General features: G+C 71.0%; 13 protein-coding genes and 1 pseudogene. 3 read left to right on the forward strand and 11 right to left on the reverse strand.

Going from position 1 to position 15,714, the window contains the following annotated elements; genetic code table 11:
- Positions 1-194: 194 nt before the first annotated feature.
- From ACH4D5_RS07345 to ACH4D5_RS07385, 9 genes are all read right to left on the reverse strand, one after another.
- Positions 195-1,583: a ThuA domain-containing protein gene (locus ACH4D5_RS07345; RefSeq protein WP_398299519.1), complete on the reverse strand. Its 1,389-nt coding sequence runs from the start codon at positions 1,581-1,583 to the stop codon at positions 195-197.
- Positions 1,584-1,599: 16 nt separating this feature from the next.
- Positions 1,600-4,074 carry a PQQ-dependent sugar dehydrogenase gene (locus ACH4D5_RS07350; protein ID WP_398299520.1) on the reverse strand — a complete coding sequence of 825 codons (2,475 nt, stop codon included), beginning with the start codon at positions 4,072-4,074 and terminating at the stop codon, positions 1,600-1,602.
- 190 nt (positions 4,075-4,264) lie between these two features.
- Positions 4,265-5,269, reverse strand: a complete 1,005-nt coding sequence (locus ACH4D5_RS07355; RefSeq protein WP_398299522.1) for a sugar phosphate isomerase/epimerase family protein — start codon at positions 5,267-5,269, stop codon at positions 4,265-4,267.
- A 57-nt stretch (positions 5,270-5,326) separates the two neighbouring features.
- Complete coding sequence (locus ACH4D5_RS07360) at positions 5,327-6,556, reverse strand: Gfo/Idh/MocA family protein (protein WP_398299524.1); 1,230 nt, start codon at positions 6,554-6,556, stop codon at positions 5,327-5,329.
- A 48-nt stretch (positions 6,557-6,604) separates the two neighbouring features.
- Entirely contained in the window at positions 6,605-7,645 is a 1,041-nt protein-coding gene (locus ACH4D5_RS07365) for a substrate-binding domain-containing protein (RefSeq protein ID WP_398299526.1), read from the reverse strand.
- A gap of 41 nt (positions 7,646-7,686) precedes the next feature.
- The gene (locus ACH4D5_RS07370) at positions 7,687-8,706 is read right to left on the reverse strand and encodes an ABC transporter permease (protein WP_398299528.1); all 1,020 of its coding nucleotides are present in this window, start codon (positions 8,704-8,706) and stop codon (positions 7,687-7,689) included.
- The gene (locus ACH4D5_RS07375) at positions 8,703-10,220 is read right to left on the reverse strand and encodes a sugar ABC transporter ATP-binding protein (protein ID WP_398299530.1); all 1,518 of its coding nucleotides are present in this window, start codon (positions 10,218-10,220) and stop codon (positions 8,703-8,705) included. The genes ACH4D5_RS07370 and ACH4D5_RS07375 overlap by 4 nt, the downstream gene beginning before the upstream one ends.
- A 176-nt stretch (positions 10,221-10,396) precedes the next feature.
- Complete coding sequence (locus ACH4D5_RS07380) at positions 10,397-11,578, reverse strand: ROK family protein (RefSeq protein ID WP_398299532.1); 1,182 nt, start codon at positions 11,576-11,578, stop codon at positions 10,397-10,399.
- A 208-nt stretch (positions 11,579-11,786) separates the two neighbouring features.
- The gene (locus tag ACH4D5_RS07385; protein WP_398299534.1) at positions 11,787-12,380 is read right to left on the reverse strand and encodes a GNAT family N-acetyltransferase; all 594 of its coding nucleotides are present in this window, start codon (positions 12,378-12,380) and stop codon (positions 11,787-11,789) included.
- A gap of 110 nt (positions 12,381-12,490) precedes the next feature.
- Between ACH4D5_RS07385 and ACH4D5_RS07390 the strand changes: the two genes are divergently transcribed.
- Complete coding sequence (locus ACH4D5_RS07390; protein ID WP_398299536.1) at positions 12,491-12,955, forward strand: PaaI family thioesterase; 465 nt, start codon at positions 12,491-12,493, stop codon at positions 12,953-12,955.
- 27 nt (positions 12,956-12,982) lie between these two features.
- Here ACH4D5_RS07390 and ACH4D5_RS07395 read toward each other — a convergent pair whose 3' ends face one another.
- A complete protein-coding gene (locus ACH4D5_RS07395) occupies positions 12,983-13,930 on the reverse strand; it encodes a beta-ketoacyl-ACP synthase III (protein WP_398299538.1) in 948 nt (315 codons plus the stop codon).
- Between the two features lie 181 nt (positions 13,931-14,111).
- On the opposite strand from ACH4D5_RS07395, the pseudogene ACH4D5_RS07400 reads away from it, so the two are divergent.
- Both ACH4D5_RS07400 and fdhD read left to right on the forward strand, forming a co-directional pair.
- A pseudogene (locus tag ACH4D5_RS07400) lies at positions 14,112-14,252 on the forward strand (Fe-S-binding domain-containing protein); the annotation flags it as partial.
- Between the two features lie 7 nt (positions 14,253-14,259).
- A complete protein-coding gene (gene fdhD, locus ACH4D5_RS07405; protein WP_398299540.1) occupies positions 14,260-15,108 on the forward strand; it encodes a formate dehydrogenase accessory sulfurtransferase FdhD in 849 nt (282 codons plus the stop codon).
- A gap of 102 nt (positions 15,109-15,210) precedes the next feature.
- On the opposite strand, the gene ACH4D5_RS07410 is transcribed toward fdhD, so the two are convergent.
- Positions 15,211-15,663, reverse strand: a complete 453-nt coding sequence (locus ACH4D5_RS07410) for a MarR family winged helix-turn-helix transcriptional regulator (RefSeq protein WP_398299541.1) — start codon at positions 15,661-15,663, stop codon at positions 15,211-15,213.
- Positions 15,664-15,714 lie beyond the last annotated feature (51 nt).

The following is a 15,714-nucleotide window of genomic DNA, read 5'->3' on the forward strand; positions in this document are numbered from 1 at the left end:
GAGGGCGTGGATGTAGCGGTCGCTGATGTAGAGGTCGCGGATGTGGACACGGCTGCCTCCTGCCATGGCTCAAGAGCTCGTACCCGAGTTGGACGGACAGAGCGCGGTGCACGGTGTCCGGTGTGTGGCGTGCGGTGCACGGTGCGCGGTGCAAGACGGCGGGCGGAGGTCCGGCGTCCTCCGCCCGCCGCCGTCTAGTGGCCCGCTTCCGAGACGGTCGGTGCGGGTGTTCCGGAGCGGCGGGCCGGCAGGTCCTTCACCCGGATGTTCCGGAAGGAGACCTCGTCGGCGTCGCCGTGGTTCTGGATGCCGATGTGCCCCTGGCGCAGGCTTCGCGCCGGGTCGGTGTTGGTGAAGTCGTTGATCTTGATCCCGTTGAGGTAGACGCGAAGGCGTTCGCCTTCGACGCGGATCTCGTAGGTGTTCCACCCCCCTGGCGGATTCAGTGCCTTGTCGCGCCTCTTCAGGTCGGCGGACTTGAATCCGTAGACGGAGCCCGTGGTCTTCGCGGGGACGTCCGTGGCGTCGATCTGGATCTCGTAGCCGTTGTTCACGGCCGACCAGGGGTCGTCGGAGGGCGGGAAGCCGACGAAGATCCCGGAGTTGTCGTCGCCGCGCATGCGCCAGTCGAGCTTCAGGGAGTAGGAGCCGAGTTCCCGCCGGTCGTACCAGAGCATGCCCATGCCGCCGACGGTCGTGAGCGTTCCGTCGTCCTCGTCCAGTGCGAACGATCCGGGGCCTGCCTGCTTCCAGCCTTCCAGCGAGGCCGCCGTCCCGTCGAAGAGCGGGGTGTAGCCCTTCTCGGGCCGGCAGTCGGCCTGGGCCGCGCCGACGGCCCAGCGGATGCCGCCCAACAGGTGCTGCCGGAAGGCGGGTTCGGCGTAGGACTCCTTGGTGTGGCCGCCGCCGGTGTAGAAGGAGCGGCCGCCCTGGTAGTCGCTCTGGCACCAGGCGATCGGGTGGTCGCCCGACATCGTGCCGCCCGTGTACGACGTCTCGTCGAGGGAGGCGAGGACGTGGGTCTTGTCCCGGGGGTTGGCGCGGTAGTTGTACCACTCGTCGGTGCGGTCCCAGCTCCCGGTGCCCAGGTGGGAGGTGGCCGGGTGCGCGTGGTCCTCGACGTGGACCTTCGCGGGCTGGATCGCGGGGTGCGACTGGAAGTAGGCGCCCGCGAGCCCGCCGTAGAAGGGCCAGTCGTATTCGGTGTCGGCCGCGGCGTGCACGCCGACGTAGGCGCCGCCGCCGCGGATGTACCGCTCGAAGGCTCCCTGCTGCGTGGCGTTCAGGACATCCCCGGTGGTCGACAGCCAGACCACGGCGTCGTACTTGGCCAGGTTGGCGGCCGTGAAGGCGCCCGCGTCCTCCGTCGCGTCGACGGCGAAGCCGCCCTCGGCGCCGAGTTCCTTGACGGTCGCGATGCCGGTGGGGATCGAGTCGTGCCGGAAGCCCGCGGTCTTGGAGAAGACCAGGACCCGCTCGCCCTCACGGTCCGGCCCTGGCTCGGAGGCCGCGGGGCCCGACACACACCCGATGAGCAGTGCGGCGGCCGCGGTCGCGGTCATGAGCCGTGCGCGTCTGCGCATGGTGCTCGCCCCTTCCTCAGCCGGAGCTGGAGCTGGTGGTGAAGGTGAAGTCGTCCAGGTCGTAGAGCGAGCCCGCGCCCTTGCCCTTGAAGACCAGGTAGAGCGTGGTGGTCTTCGTCGGCGGCTTCCTGATGGCCGTGCTCACGTCGACGTACGTCTCCCACGAGCCGGTCGGTGTCACCTTCGCGCTGCCCAGCAGCCTGCCGCCGGCGGAGCCGCTGCGCACCTCAAGGGTGCCGCCGGACCCGGCCGACGCGACGCGCGCGGTGAGCTTGGTGGCGTTGCCGAGGATGTACGGCTTGAAGGAGATCCAGTCGCCGTTGTGGATGTCGCCGACGGTCTTGCCGCCGTGCGCCGGGGTGTGGTTGACGATGGAGACGCCCTTGGAGTCGCCGTAGTGCTCGCCCTGGCGGTGCTTGGGCTGGACGACGTTCTGGTCGTGGGTGGTCAGCGCGGGCTGGCCGTTCGCGCCCTTGTCGGTGTATTCGGCGTCGAAGACCCCGAAGATGTTGGCGTTCGGGTCGTGCTCGCCGTCCGCCGACGTCTGGATGGTGCCCTCGCAGCCGTTGGCCGAGGTGACCGGGTGGCCGTGGCTGTCATGGCCGAGGATGTGGGTGACCTTGACCTTGGCGCAGTCGACCGGGCCGTCCTCCGGGTCGGTCACCCTCACCTTGAAGGGCACCTTGTCGCCGAAGGTGAACAGCTGGCCGTCGCCGGGCAGTTCCAGGGTGACCTTGGGCGCCGTGTTGCCGACGGTGATGTGCGCGCTGGCCGAGCCGGTGCGGCCCGTGGAGTCCTTGACGGTCACGGTCGCCGTGTAGACGCCGTTCTTCTTGTACGTGTACGTGGGGTTCTGCTGGGTGGACTTGCCGCCGTCGCCGAAGTCCCACGCGTAGGTCAGCGTCCCGCCGTCGGCGTCCGTGGCCTTGGCGGTGAACTTCGTACGCAGCGGGGCCTGGCCGCTGGTCACCGACGCGCTGGCCTCGGCGACCGGGGAGTGGCCGTCCGTGGCGTTCTCGATGCGGTAGAGGCCGGAGTTCTCGTCGCCGCCGAACCAGGCCGTGCCGTAGTCGAGGACGTAGAGGGCGCCGTCGGGGCCGAACTCCATGTCCATCACCTGGGTGCCCGTCCAGGGGAAGGGGTTGATGGACTTGACCGTGCCGTCCGAGCCATGCTCGATGCGCTTGATCCAGCGCCGGCCGAACTCGCCGGCGAAGTAGTCGCCGTCGTACGCCTCGGGGAACTTCACCGGGGAGGTGTTCGCCGCGTCGTAGCGGTAGACGGGTCCGCCCATCGGGGATTCGGAGCCGGTGCCGAACTCGGGCACGGATCCGCCGTCGTAGGGGATCCAGGCCTCCTGCGCGGGCGGCAGCTCGGTCAGTCCGGTGTTGTGCCGCGAGTCGTTCTTGGGGGCGGCGCAGTCGAAGGTGGCGCCGGAGGTGCCGGTGGCGAAGTCGTAGTCGACGTAGGGCTCGTTCTTGCCGGTGCAGAAGGGCCAGCCGAAGTTGCCCGGCTTGGTGACACGGGTGAATTCGACCTGTCCGGCGGGGCCGCGCTTGGGGTCGGCCGCGCCGGCGTCGGGCCCGTAGTCACCGACGTACACGATGCCGGTCGGCTTGTCGACGCTCATGCGGAAGGGGTTGCGGAAGCCCATCGCGTAGATCTCGGGGCGGGTCTTCTCGGTGCCCTTGGCGAAGAGGTTGCCGTCGGGGACCGTGTAGCTGCCGTCGGCGGCGACCTTGATGCGCAGGATCTTGCCGCGCAGGTCGTTGGTGTTGCCGGCGCTGCGCCGGGCGTCGAAGGCGGGGTTGCGGTTCGGCCGCTCGTCGATGGGGGTGAAGCCGTCGGAGGCGAAGGGGTTGGAGTCGTCGCCCGTCGACAGGTAGAGGTTGCCTTCCTTGTCGAAGTCGATGTCGCCGCCGACGTGGCAGCAGGTGCCGCGGCTGGCCGGGACGTCGAGGACCTTCTTCTCGCTGGCGTTGTCCAAGGTGCCGTCGGCCTTGAGGACGAAGCGGGAGAGGCGGTTCACGCCGTCGAACTTCTTGAAGTCCTCGGCCGTGCCGTTCTCCGGGGCGTCGCCCGCGGGGGTGTCCAGCGGCGGCGCGTAGTAGAGGTAGATCGCGCGGTTCTCGCTGAACTTCGGGTCGATGGCGACGCCTTGGAGGCCCTCTTCGTCGTGCGTGTAGACCGGTATCTTCCCGGCGATCCTGGTGTTGCCCGCCGCGTCGGTGAGGCGGAGCGTGCCGTCGCGGGAGGTGTGCAGGACCGAGCGGTCGGGGAGCACGGAGAGCGTCATCGGCTCGCCCGTCTCGGGCTCGCCCTTGGCGAGGGTGACCTGCTGGAAGTCCTCGGCGACGGGGGCGGCGGTCGCGGGCGGGTCCGCCGGGGCGGCGCCGGCCTGCGGGACGGCGAAGGTGAGGGTGGCGCCGGTGAGCACGGTGCCGGTGAGCAGGGCGAGCGTGCTGCGGAGTCTCGGGCGTTTCCTGTGCACGGTGTTCCTCCGAAGGGGGACGGTCGTACGGGGTGTGTGCGCCGTGCGCCGGGGTGCGCCGTCACCCCGGACCACTCATGTCCTGTACACCTCAGGGACGGTAGCCACGTTTGTCCCGGGCGGAAAGCCCTTGTGCAGGACGGAAGTTGAACTTTTTCCTGTCAATGGACAAACCCGATTCGGGTCCGGACTAGTCGGAGCCGCCGAACGCCGCGTCGAAGGAGGCGGTCGGCGCCTCGAAGTCGTACGCCTTCAAGCGCGTCAGTGCCTCCGGGGCGCCCTGGAGCCGGTCCATGCCCGCGTCCTCCCACTCCACGGAGATCGGCCCGTCGTACGCGATGGAGCGCAGCATCCGGAAGACGTCCTCCCAGGGCACGTCCCCGTGGCCCGCCGACACGAAGTCCCAGCCGCGTCGCGGGTCGCCCCACGGGAGGTGCGAGCCGAGGCGGCCGTTGCGGCCGTCCAGGCGGCGCCGGGCCTCCTTGCAGTCGACGTGGTAGATGCGGTCCCGGAAGTCGTAGAGGAAGCCGACCGGGTCGAGGTCCTGCCACACGAAATGGGACGGGTCGAAGTTCAGGCCGAAGGCGGGTCGGTGGCCGACGGCCTCCAGCGCCTTGTGCGTGGTCCAGTAGTCGTACGCGATCTCCGACGGGTGCACCTCGTGGGCGAACCGCACGCCCTGCGCGTCGAAGACGTCCAGGATCGGGTTCCAGCGCTCGGCGAAGTCCTCGTACCCCCGCTCGATCATCGCCTCGGGGGCCGGCGGGAACATCGCGACCAAGTGCCAGATCGACGATCCCGTGAAGCCGACGACGGTGTCGACGCCGAAGGCGGCGGCCGCCCGCGCCGTGTCCTTGATCTCGGCGGCGGCCCGCTGCCGCACCCCCTCCGGCTCGCCGTCGCCCCAGATGCGGGCGGGCAGGATCGCCTGATGCCGCTCGTCGATGATCGCGTCGCAGACAGCCTGGCCGACGAGGTGGTTGGAGATCGCCCAGCACTTGAGCCCGTACTTGTCGAGCAGCGCGTGCCGTCCGTCCAGGTAGGACGGGTCGGCGAGCGCCTTGTCGACCTCGAAGTGATCGCCCCAGCAAGCGAGTTCGAGGCCGTCGTAGCCGAAGTCGCGGGCGTATCCGCAGACCTCTTCGAGCGGCAGGTCGGCCCACTGGCCGGTGAAGAGCGTGAACCTACGGGGCATGGCGGGGGCCTCCTCGGAGCGGGAACCGGGCGGACATCGGGCAGGAATCAGCGGGCATCAGGCGGGGACCAGCGTGTAGACGGAGTTCTTCGCCGCGCTCTCCTCCACCGCGGCGAGCACCCGCTGCACGGACAGGCCGTCGGCGAAGGAGGGTTCGGGCCGCGCTCCGGTGGCGATGGCGTGCAGCAGGTCGCGGGCCTGGTGCACGAAGGTGTGCTCGTAGCCGAGGCCGTGGCCGGGCGGCCACCACGCCTCCAGATACGGGTGTTCGGGCTCGGTCACGAGGATGCGGCGGAAGCCGGACGAGGCGGCGGGTTCGGTGTGGTCGTGGAACGAGAGCTCGTTCAGGCGCTCCAGGTCGAACGCCAACGACCCGTCGGAGCCGTTGAGTTCGAGGCGCAGTGCGTTCTTGCGGCCGGCCGCGAAGCGCGTCGCCTCGAAGGAGGCGAGGGCGCCGGACGGGAACCGGCCGGTGAAGACGGCCGCGTCGTCGACCGTGACCGTCCCGAGCCGGCTGCCGCCCGCCGCCGTGAGCCCGCTGGACGCCCCCTCCAGGACGGGGCGTTCCCGTACGAAGGTCTCGGTGAGCGCCGACACTCCGGCCACCGGCTCCCCCACCAGGTACTGCGCGAGGTCCACGATGTGCGCCCCCAGGTCGCCGAGCGCCCCGGAGCCCGCACGGTCCTTGCGCAGCCGCCAGGTGAGCGGGAAGTCCGCGTCGACCAGCCAGTCCTGAAGGTACGTCAGGCGTACGTGACGCAGCGCGCCGAGCCGCCCTTCCGCGACCATCCGGCGGGCCAGCGTGAGGGCGGGCACCCGGCGGTAGTTGAAGCCGACCATGGCCACCTGGCCCCGCGCGTGGGCTCGTTCGGCGGCCTCGGCCATGGCTTCGGCCTCCTCCACGGTGTTCGCGAGCGGCTTCTCGCACAGCACGTGCTTGCCCGCCTCCAGGGCGGCGACGGCGATCTCCGCATGGCTGTCGCCCGGCGTGCAGATGTCGACGAGGTCGACGTCGTCGCGGGCGATCAGGGCGCGCCAGTCGGTCTCGGCGGCGGCCCAGCCGAGCCGGTCGGCGGCGGCGCGCACGGCGCCGTCGTCGCGGCCGCAGACGGCCGAGAGCACCGGCCGCACCGGCAGGTCGAAGGCTCGCCCCACGGTGCGCCAGCCCTGTGAGTGGGCGGCACCCATGAAGGCGTAGCCGACCATGCCCACTCCCAATGGCCGCTTACCGGCACCTGCTCCCAGTGGCCGCTTTCCGGCCTCGGGATCCGTCTCCGTCTCACGCATGCGGTAATCCTCCTCGTCGACGCTCGGTGGGGGGTGCGGGCGTGCGCATCACTTGAAGCCGGTGGACATGTACTGACCGACGTTCTCCTTGTCGACGACGGCCGAGTAGCAGGTGACGAAGGACGGGATCTCGAACTCCGCCATGCCGCTGACGCCCTTGCCCTGCCCGAGGGCGCGCGCCAGGTCGATCGCGGACGCGGCCATCGTGGGCGGGTAGAGGACGGTGGCCTTCAGGACGCTGTTGTCCGCCTCGATGGCCTGCATCGCGGAGAGCGCGCCCGCGCCGCCCACCATCAGGAAGTCGTCGCGGCCCGCCTGCTTGATGGCGCGCAGGGCGCCCACGCCCTGGTCGTCGTCGTGGTTCCACAGGGCGTCGAAGTTCTTCTGGGCCTGGAGGAGTTGGGACATCTTCGCCTGTCCCGACTCGACGGTGAAGTCGGCGGCCTGGCGGGCGACCTTCTTGATGTTCGGGTAGTTCTTGAGGGCGTCGTCGAACCCTTTGGTGCGCTGCTTGGTGAGTTCGAGGTTGTCGATGCCCGCCAGCTCGATGACGCGGGCGTTCTTCTTGTCCTTGAGCTTCTCGCCGATGTAGTGGCCGGCGCTGAGGCCCATGCCGTAGTTGTCGCCGCCGATCCAGCAGCGGTAGGCCTGCGGCGAGGCGAAGACGCGGTCGAGGTTGACGACGGGGATGCCCGCCTTCATGGCCTTCAGGCCGACCTGGGTGAGGGCCTTGCCGTCGGCGGGCAGCACGACGAGGACGTCCACCTTCTTGTTGATCAGCGTCTCGACCTGGCCGATCTGGGCCGCGGTGTCGTTCGAGCCCTCGGTGGCCTCCAGCGTGACGTCCGAGTACTTCTCGGCCCGCTTCTTGGCGTTGTCGTTGATGGCGTTGAGCCAGCCGTGATCGGCCTGGGGGCCCGCGAAGCCGATGGTGACCTTCTTGCCCGGCTTGTCGTCGGCGACCTGCTGTGCCGTGTCCTCGGACCCCTCGTCCTTGGACTCGTTGCTGGTGCACCCCGTGATCAGGGCTCCGGTGGACAGGGCGGCGGCTCCGAAGAGGAGCCCTCTGCGGCTCGTGTGGGATGGCATGGGTGAACCCCTCAGCTCAGGAAGTGGTGGCCGGGATCAGCTCAAGTGGTGGTGGCCGTACGTCGTTGGACGAGCACCGCGGCGACGATGATCGCGCCCTTGGCGATCTGCTGGGTCGCGGTCTCCAGGTTGTTGAGCGCGAAGATGTTGGTGATCGTGGTGAAGATCAGCACACCGAGCACGGAGCCGGTGATCGTGCCGCGCCCGCCGCTGAGCAGGGTGCCGCCGATGATCACCGCCGCGATGGCGTCGAGTTCGTACAGGTTGCCGTTGGTGTTCTGGCCCGAGCCGGAGAGGATGATCAGCAGGAAGGCCGCGATGCCGCAGCACAGGCCGGAGAGCAGATACAGGTAGAGCCGCTGCCTGCGGACGTCGATGCCGGCCAGCCGCGCCGCTTCCGCGTTGCCGCCGACCGCGACCGAGCGCCGCCCGAACGTCGTGCGGTTCAGCAGCAGCCAGCCGACGGCGGTGACGGCGGCGAAGACCAGGACCAGCGGCGGGATGCCGAGGATGTACGACTCGCGCAGGCCGAGGTCCAACACCCCTTCCACGGTGACCATTTGGGTCTTGCCGTCGGTGATCTGCAGGGCGAGGCCGCGGCCCGCGGCCAGCATGGCGAGGGTGGCGATGAACGGCACTATCCCGCCGTACGCGATGAGCAGGCCGTTCACCAGGCCGCACCCCATGCCGACGACCACGGCCGTGAAGAGGATGCCCGCGAAGCCGTACTCCTGGGTGGCGACCGTCGTCGCCCAAACCGAGGCGAGCGCGACGATCGCGCCGACGGAGAGGTCGATGCCGCCGGAGATGATCACGAAGGTCATGCCGACGGTGACGACGCCGATGACGGAGGCCTGGGTGAGGATCAGCTGGACGTTGTCGGTGTCGAGGAACGAGTCGGGCTGGGTGATGCCGCCGATCACGATCAGCGTGGCGAGCACGCCGAGCAGCGAAAGCGTCCGCACGTCGGCGCGGGCCAGGGTGGCGCGCCACGGGCTGCCGCCGTCGGCGGGGGCGCTCTTGCGGGTGGCGGCCTCGGCCGCCGGGGCTGGCTGGGTCATGCCGCCGGGCTCCCTTCGAGGACGAGGTCGAGTACGCGGTGTTCGTCGAGGTCACGGGCGGGTGCGGTGTGGACGACGCGGCCCTCGCGGAGCACCAGGACGCGGTCGGCGAGGCCGAGCACTTCGGGCACTTCGCTGGAGACGAGGAGCACGGCGAGGCCCTCGTCGGCGAGCCGGCGGATCACCGCGTACAGCTCGGCGCGGGCTCCGACGTCGACGCCGCGGGTCGGTTCGTCGAGCAGCAGGACGCGGCAGCCGCGCAGCAGCCAGCGGGCGAGGACGGCCTTCTGCTGGTTGCCGCCGGACAGGGTGCGCACGGGGACGGTGGGGTCGTCGGGGCGCAGCGACAGCTCGCGCGTCGCGCTGCGCGCGGCCTCGCGTTCGGCACCGCGGTCGAGCCAGCCGCCGCGGGAGAAGCGGGACATGGTCGAGACGGACACGTTGCGGGTGACGGACTCCAGCATGAGGAGGGCTTGCGCCTTGCGTTCCTCGGGGGCTAGTCCGAGTCCCGCGCGGACGGCGGCCCGCACGCTGCCCGGCCGCAACTCCTGTCCGTCCACGAGCACTTGTCCGGTGGTGGGCTTGCGTGCGCCGTAGATCGTCTCCAGGATCTCGGAGCGGCCGGAGCCGACGAGACCGGCGAGGCCCACGATCTCGCCGGGGCGCAGGTCGAGGTCGAGGGGCTGGAACTCGCCGCGCCGGGAGAGTCCGCGTACGGTCAACACCGGTTGCTCCAAAGGCGGTTCGGGGGGCCGGTCCGGGAAGACGTACTCGACGTTGCGGCCCGTCATCAGCGCGACGACGTCCTTGGTCGGGGTGGATTCCGCGGGCAGTCCGCCCGCGACGGCACGCCCGTCCTTGAGGACGGTGACGCGGTCGCCGATGCGGCGGATCTCCTCCAGGCGGTGGGAGATGTAGATGACGGCGACGCCCTCCGCCGTGAGGTCGCCGACGATGCGGAAGAGGTTGTCGACCTCGTCGGGGTCGAGGGCGGCGGAGGGCTCGTCCATGACGATGAGGCGTACCTCGTGGGAGAGCGCGCGGGCCATCGAGACGATCTGCTGCTGGGCGGCGGAGAGGTCGCCGACGAGGCGCCCCGGATCGATTTCCGCGTGCCCGAGTCGCTTGAGCAGGGCGGCGGTTGACGCCTTCGCCGCCCGGCCGCGCACCACGAATCCGGCGGCTGTCGGCTCGTGTCCGAGGTGGACGTTCTCCGCGACGGAGAGGCCTTCCACCAGGTCGAGTTCCTGGTAGATGGTGGCGATGCCGAGCCGCATGGCGGCGATCGGCGAGCGGAGCGTGATGCGCTCGCCGCGCCAGGTGATCTCGCCGCCGTCGGGCTGGTGGGCGCCCGCGAGGACCTTGATGAGGGTGGACTTCCCGGCGCCGTTCTGGCCGAGGAGGCAGTGCACTTCCCCGGCCTGGACCTGGAGGTCGACGCCGTCGAGGGCGCGGACCCCGGGGAACGACTTGGTGATGCCGGACATGGTGAGCAGGGGTGGTTCTGGTGCCATGACGGTTCCCCTCGGCGGCGGCCGCAGCAGGGCAGGACGGATTCAGGGCAGGGCGGAACAGGATGGGACTGAACAGGACGGAGCGAAACAGGGCAGGGCGGGGCAGGGCAGGGCGCTGTGCCGGACGGGGTGGCGCTACGTTCCGTACGTGTCGGGCCGGGCCGGTGCGGGGTCGGTCAGGCCGGTGAGAACAGGTGGTCGCTGATGAGCCGGGCGCCGCCGATGACTCCGGCGGTGGGGCCGAGCTCCCCCAGGACGATGGGGAGGTTGCCGGTCGCCAGGGGCAGCGACTGGCGGTAGACCTGGGTGCGGATCGCGGCGAGCAGCGTGTGGCCGAGGCCGGTCACGCCGCCGCCGATCACCACGAGGCCGGGGTTGAAGAAGCTGACGAGACTCGCGATGACCTGGCCGGTGCGGTTGCCGCCCTCGCGGATGAGGTCGAGCGCGGCGGGGTCCCCCGCGGCGGCGGCCGCCGCGACGTCGACGGCGCTGAGCCGTCCCGCCTCGTCGAGCCGCGTGGCGAGCTCCGCCGAACGCCCCTCCCTGGCCGCCGTCTCTGCGTCGCGGGCGAGCGCCGCTCCGCTGAAGTAGGCCTCCAGGCAGCCCTTGTTGCCGCAGGCGCAGGGGCGTCCGTCCGGTTCGGACTGGATGTGGCCGATGTCGCCGGCGCTGCCCGTCGTCCCGCGGTGGACCTCACCGCCGACGACGATGCCGCAGCCGATGCCCGTGCCGATCTTGACGCAGAGGAAGTCGCCCACGGAGCGTGCGACGCCCGCGTGCTGCTCCCCCATCGCCATGAGGTTCACGTCGTTGTCGACCATGACGGGGCAGCCGAGATCCTGGCTGAGGGCCTCCCGGACGGGAAAGCCGTCCCACCCTGGCATGATCGGCGGGGCGACCGGCACGCCCTCCGGGAAGCGGACAGGACCGGGGACGCCGATGCCGGCGCCGTCGAACCCTTCCGCGAGGCCGGAGGCCTTCAGCTTGGCCGCCATGGCGAGGACCTGCTCGAAGACCGCGACCGGGCCCTCGCGCACGTCCATGGGCTGGTTGATGTGGCCGAGCACCTCCAGCTCGGCGTTGGTCACCGCGACGTCGACCGAGGTCGCGCCGATGTCCACGCCGAGGAAGCGGAGGGCCGGGGCCAGGCGGATGTTGTGGGAGCGACGGCCGCCGCGGGAGGCGGCGAGCCCGTCGGCGACCACGAGTCCGGTCTCCAGGAGCCGGTCGACCTCCACGGCCAGTTTGGACCGTGAGAGGTCGATCTGATCGCCCAGCTGGGCGCGGGAGTTGGGTCCTCCGTCACGCAACAGGCGCAGCAGGCGTGCCTGGTGCGTGTTGGCGGGTCGAGCCGTCATACGTCTCACGCGCCCCTCCCCGCCTCATCGGGCTTCCCATGCCGTTGCCCTCGGGCCGGCGCGCCGTCGTGCGGCCGCCTTCGCCGTGGGGCTTCCTTCAAGCTTTCGAGGGGAACGTAGCAGTGCCTGCCGGGGCTGGGAAGAAGTTGAGCGCGAATTACCCATGACTTTCTCCAGTCACAGGACAAAGGGGCGTTCGGCCGTGTTCCTAGGCCGGCTTCCGGAGCATGCACCAGGTGCGGGGGCCGTGGTCCGGCAGCGGGACGTCGGCCGTGACGGTGAAGCCGAGCCGTTCGTAGAACGCCACGTTCCGCTCGGTCGAGGTCTCCAGGAAACACGGGAAGCCCGCGCGGTCGGCAGCCGCGAGGCCGGGTTCGAGCACCGCGGCGCCGAGCCCCTTGCCCTGCTCGTCCGGGTCGACGCCGACCGTGGCGAGGAACCACGCGGGGTACTGGGGGCGGTGCGGCAGCAGCGCGTGCTCCGCCGACTCGAACCAGGGCGCGCGGTCGCCCGCGAGCTCCCCGATGAGCGGGCCGATCACGGCGAAGCCCGGCGTCGGGTCGCGGTCCGGCGTGGTCCAGACGGCGACGGCACGCCCGGCGTTCGCGACCCAGACCCGCCCGTACACCATCCCGATGCGGGTCAGGAAGAGCTCCTGGAAGCGGCGGATCCGCTCCTCGTGGCCGTCGGCGGCGACGACGTGGCGCGTGAAGGGATAGTCGGCGAAGGCGCGGGCGAGGGTGTGCACGGCCACCGGCACGTCCTGCTCGATCAAGGGGCGTATGCGGTGGTCCGTACTCATGTCTCTTCTCCCTGTCCCGGTGGTCCGTGCCTACCTCTGAGGTAATCGACGACTCCGGAACCGCGCCGCACGATGGTGCTCCGCCGCGGCCCCGAGTGGAAGGTCACCCCATGTCGGACACCCTGCCTCAGAACCAACCGCATGCCCACCTGATTGATCTCGTCCCCTTCGCCGCGCACCTCGGCATCGCCTTGACGGAGGCCGGACCCGACCGGGTCGAGGGCACCTTGGAGTGGTCGCCGGAGCTGTGCACGGTGGGCGGCGTGCTGCACGGCGGGGCGCTGATGACGCTCGCCGACACGACGGGCGCGGTGTGCGCGTTCCTCAACCTGCCGTCGGGCGCGGCCACGGCGACGGTCGAGTCCAAGACGAACTTCCTGCGGGCCGTGCGCTCCGGGACGGCCCGTGCGGTGGCCCGCCCCCTGCACGTCGGTGGCTCCTTCGTCGTCGTACAGACCGAGGTGTACGACGACGGGGGGCGCCTCGCGGGCCACACGACGCAGACGCAGGCGGTGCTCAGCCCCGATCGCACCGGCGGTACGTCTGACGGGTGTGCTCGGTGCGGGCCCGCATGATGTCCGGCGAGGGGCGGTTCTACGACGTCACGGGCAGCGCACGACCTGTCCCGCGTACGAGAGGTTGCCGCCGAAGCCGAAGAGCAGGACCGGGTCCCCGGAGCTGATTTCACCGCGCTCCACGAGCTTGGACAGTGCCATCGGGATGCTCGCCGCCGAGGTGTTCCCGGAGTCGACGACGTCGCGCGCGACCACGGCGTTCACGGCGCCAATGCGCTCGGCGAGCGGCTCGATGATCCGGAGGTTGGCCTGGTGCAGGACGACCGCGGCGAGGTCGGCCGGGGTCAGCCCCGCGCGCTCGCAGGCCGCGCGGGCGAGCGGCGGCAGCTGGGTCGTCGCCCAGCGGTAGACGCTCTGGCCCTCCTGGGCGAAGCGCGGCGGCGTGCCCTCGATGCGGACGGCGTTGCCCATCTCGGGCACCGAGCCCCACAGGACGGGGCCGATGCCGGGCTCCTCGCCGGGCCCGCACGCCTCGACGACGGCCGCGCCCGCGCCGTCGCCGGTCAGCACGCAGGTGGTGCGGTCCGTCCAGTCGGTGACCTCGGACATCTTGTCCGCGCCGATGACCAGGGCGCGGGTCGCGGCCCCGGCCCGCACGGTGTGGTCGGCGGTGGCCAGCGCGTGCGTGAAGCCCGCGCACACGACGTTGAGGTCCAGGGCGGCCGGGCCGGGGACGCCGAGGCGCGCGGCGACCCGGGCGGCCATGTTCGGCGAGCGGTCGATGGCCGTGGAGGTGGCGACCAGGACCAGGTCGATCGCGTCGGGGGTCAGGCCCGCGGCGGCCAGGGCCTTGCCGCCGGCGTACGCGGCCAGCTCGTCGACCGGCTCCTCCGGGCCCGCGATGTGGCGGGTGCGGATGCCCACCCGGGACCGGATCCACTCGTCGCTGGTGTCGACCGAGCTCGCCAGCTCCTCGTTGGTGAGGATCCTGGCGGGCTGATAGTGGCCGACAGCGGCGATGCGTGAGCCGTGCATGTACGGGTCCCCCTTGTTGCCGAAGATGCGGGACCCTCCAGTTTGGTCAGCGACTCACGAGTAACGGTGCACGTAATGCGACAGGAAAGGAGCGCGGGGTTTGGATGCTTCTCATGATGTGGTCACCCTCTGAAGAACGGTGTGACCTTGTGTGCGAGTCCGTACAGGACGTACGCCGTACGGAGTCGGCTGCAACCTGACCCCGCACGTGCAGGACAATGAGATCGTCGAGGTCACCTCCCCGCACGACGACCCTGTGACCCACGGCAGCCTCCGCATCAAGGGCCGCTTCGGCCACCAGCACGTACAGAACCGGGACTGATCACGACATGGGACGAGTCACGGAACGACGCAAGGTGATCCGCGTCAGGGACGGTCACGTCTCGGAGCGGCCCGACACCCTCGTCGCCGAGGAACCCCTGGAGATCCGGCTGAACGGCAGGCCGCTCGCCATCACCATGCGCACACCGGGCGACGACTTCGCGCTCGCGGCGGGCTTCCTGGTGAGCGAGGGCGTGCTCGGCTCGGCGGACGACCTGCGGTCGATCGTCTACTGCGCCGGGGCGCGGGACGACGGCTCCAACACGTACAACGTGGTCGACGTGCGGACCGCCGAGGGAGTCGTCCTCCCCGACATCACGCTCGAACGCAACGTCTACACCACCTCGTCGTGCGGACTGTGCGGCAAGGCGAGCCTGGACGCGGTCCGCACCACGGCACGCTTCCCGATCGCCGACGCGCCTCCGGTCCTGCTCGGCACCGACCTGCTCGCGAGCCTCCCCGACCGGCTGCGCGCGGCGCAGCGCGTCTTCGACACGACCGGGGGCCTGCACGCCGCTGCGCTCTTCGACGAGGAGGGCACGCTCCTCGACATACGCGAGGACGTGGGGCGGCACAACGCCGTCGACAAGCTGGTCGGCCGCGCCCTGCAGAGCGGAGACCTGCCGCTGTCCCGCGCCGTCCTGCTCGTCTCCGGCCGCGCCTCCTTCGAGCTGGCCCAGAAGGCCGTGATGGCGGGCATCCCGGTGCTCGCCGCGGTCTCCGCGCCGTCGTCGCTCGCCGTCGACCTGGCCGCCGAGACGGGGCTCACGCTGATCGGTTTCCTGCGGGGCTCCTCCATGAACGTGTACGCGGGCGAGCACCGCGTCGCCCTTCAGACCGCGGCCGGCCAGGGCTGACCCGGGCCGCCCCGGCACGGCGGCGGCGCCGCTGTCGGCGGGGAGTGCCCCCTGCGCCGGCCGGGCCCCTGCCCGGGGCACGACACGCCCGGTTCCACGGCCTCACTCTTCCGGCGCCTCGACCCCCGAGATTCGGGTCAGCATCCGCAGGAACTGCTCCCGCTCGCCGGCCGAAAGCGGCGCGAGGAGTTCGGCGTTGGCGTGTGCGGCCGCTGCCGCGCACCGCTTCACCGTGCGCCGGCCGCGCGCGGTGATCGTGATCGCGTTCTTGCGGCGGTCCCGGGGGTCGGGCGCGCGTTCGACGAGCCCGTCGGCCTGGAGGTCGTTCAGGACTCCGACCATGTCCTTCGGGTCGAGCGAGACGCTGCGGCCCAGCTCGGCCTGGGCGACCGGACCGTGGTCGGCGACGGCGGACAACACCACGTGGTGCCACATCTTGAGCCCCTCGCGGGCCAGCGCGTCGGCGACCAGGCCGCGGCCCCGGGCGGCCGCGCGGCCGAGCAGCCAGCTGGGGAGGGTGCGGATGGTGCTGGGGGCGGGCGGGGTCGTGGCCATGGGTCAAGCGTAACCGCTCATCGTTGGACTTCCCCATGAGTTCGTGGTTAC

Origin of the sequence: Streptomyces sp. NPDC018029, from assembly GCF_044327655.1 — a bacterium.
Lineage (GTDB): Bacteria > Actinomycetota > Actinomycetes > Streptomycetales > Streptomycetaceae > Streptomyces.

Bases quoted from the DNA above. Each gene is read 5' to 3' on its own strand.
- ACH4D5_RS07355 (WP_398299522.1), bottom strand. From the start codon at position 5,269: ATGCCCCGTAGGTTCACGCTCTTCACCGGCCAGTGGGCCGACCTGCCG.
- fdhD (WP_398299540.1), top strand. From the start codon at position 14,260: ATGGGACGAGTCACGGAACGACGCAAGGTGATCCGCGTCAGGGACGGT.
- ACH4D5_RS07390 (WP_398299536.1), top strand. From the start codon at position 12,491: ATGTCGGACACCCTGCCTCAGAACCAACCGCATGCCCACCTGATTGAT.
- ACH4D5_RS07380 (WP_398299532.1), bottom strand. From the start codon at position 11,578: ATGACGGCTCGACCCGCCAACACGCACCAGGCACGCCTGCTGCGCCTG.
- ACH4D5_RS07365 (WP_398299526.1), bottom strand. From the start codon at position 7,645: ATGCCATCCCACACGAGCCGCAGAGGGCTCCTCTTCGGAGCCGCCGCC.
- ACH4D5_RS07385 (WP_398299534.1), bottom strand. From the start codon at position 12,380: ATGAGTACGGACCACCGCATACGCCCCTTGATCGAGCAGGACGTGCCG.
- ACH4D5_RS07395 (WP_398299538.1), bottom strand. From the start codon at position 13,930: ATGCACGGCTCACGCATCGCCGCTGTCGGCCACTATCAGCCCGCCAGG.
- ACH4D5_RS07360 (WP_398299524.1), bottom strand. From the start codon at position 6,556: ATGCGTGAGACGGAGACGGATCCCGAGGCCGGAAAGCGGCCACTGGGA.
- ACH4D5_RS07345 (WP_398299519.1), bottom strand. From the start codon at position 1,583: ATGCGCAGACGCGCACGGCTCATGACCGCGACCGCGGCCGCCGCACTG.
- ACH4D5_RS07410 (WP_398299541.1), bottom strand. From the start codon at position 15,663: ATGGCCACGACCCCGCCCGCCCCCAGCACCATCCGCACCCTCCCCAGC.
- ACH4D5_RS07375 (WP_398299530.1), bottom strand. From the start codon at position 10,220: ATGGCACCAGAACCACCCCTGCTCACCATGTCCGGCATCACCAAGTCG.
- ACH4D5_RS07370 (WP_398299528.1), bottom strand. From the start codon at position 8,706: ATGACCCAGCCAGCCCCGGCGGCCGAGGCCGCCACCCGCAAGAGCGCC.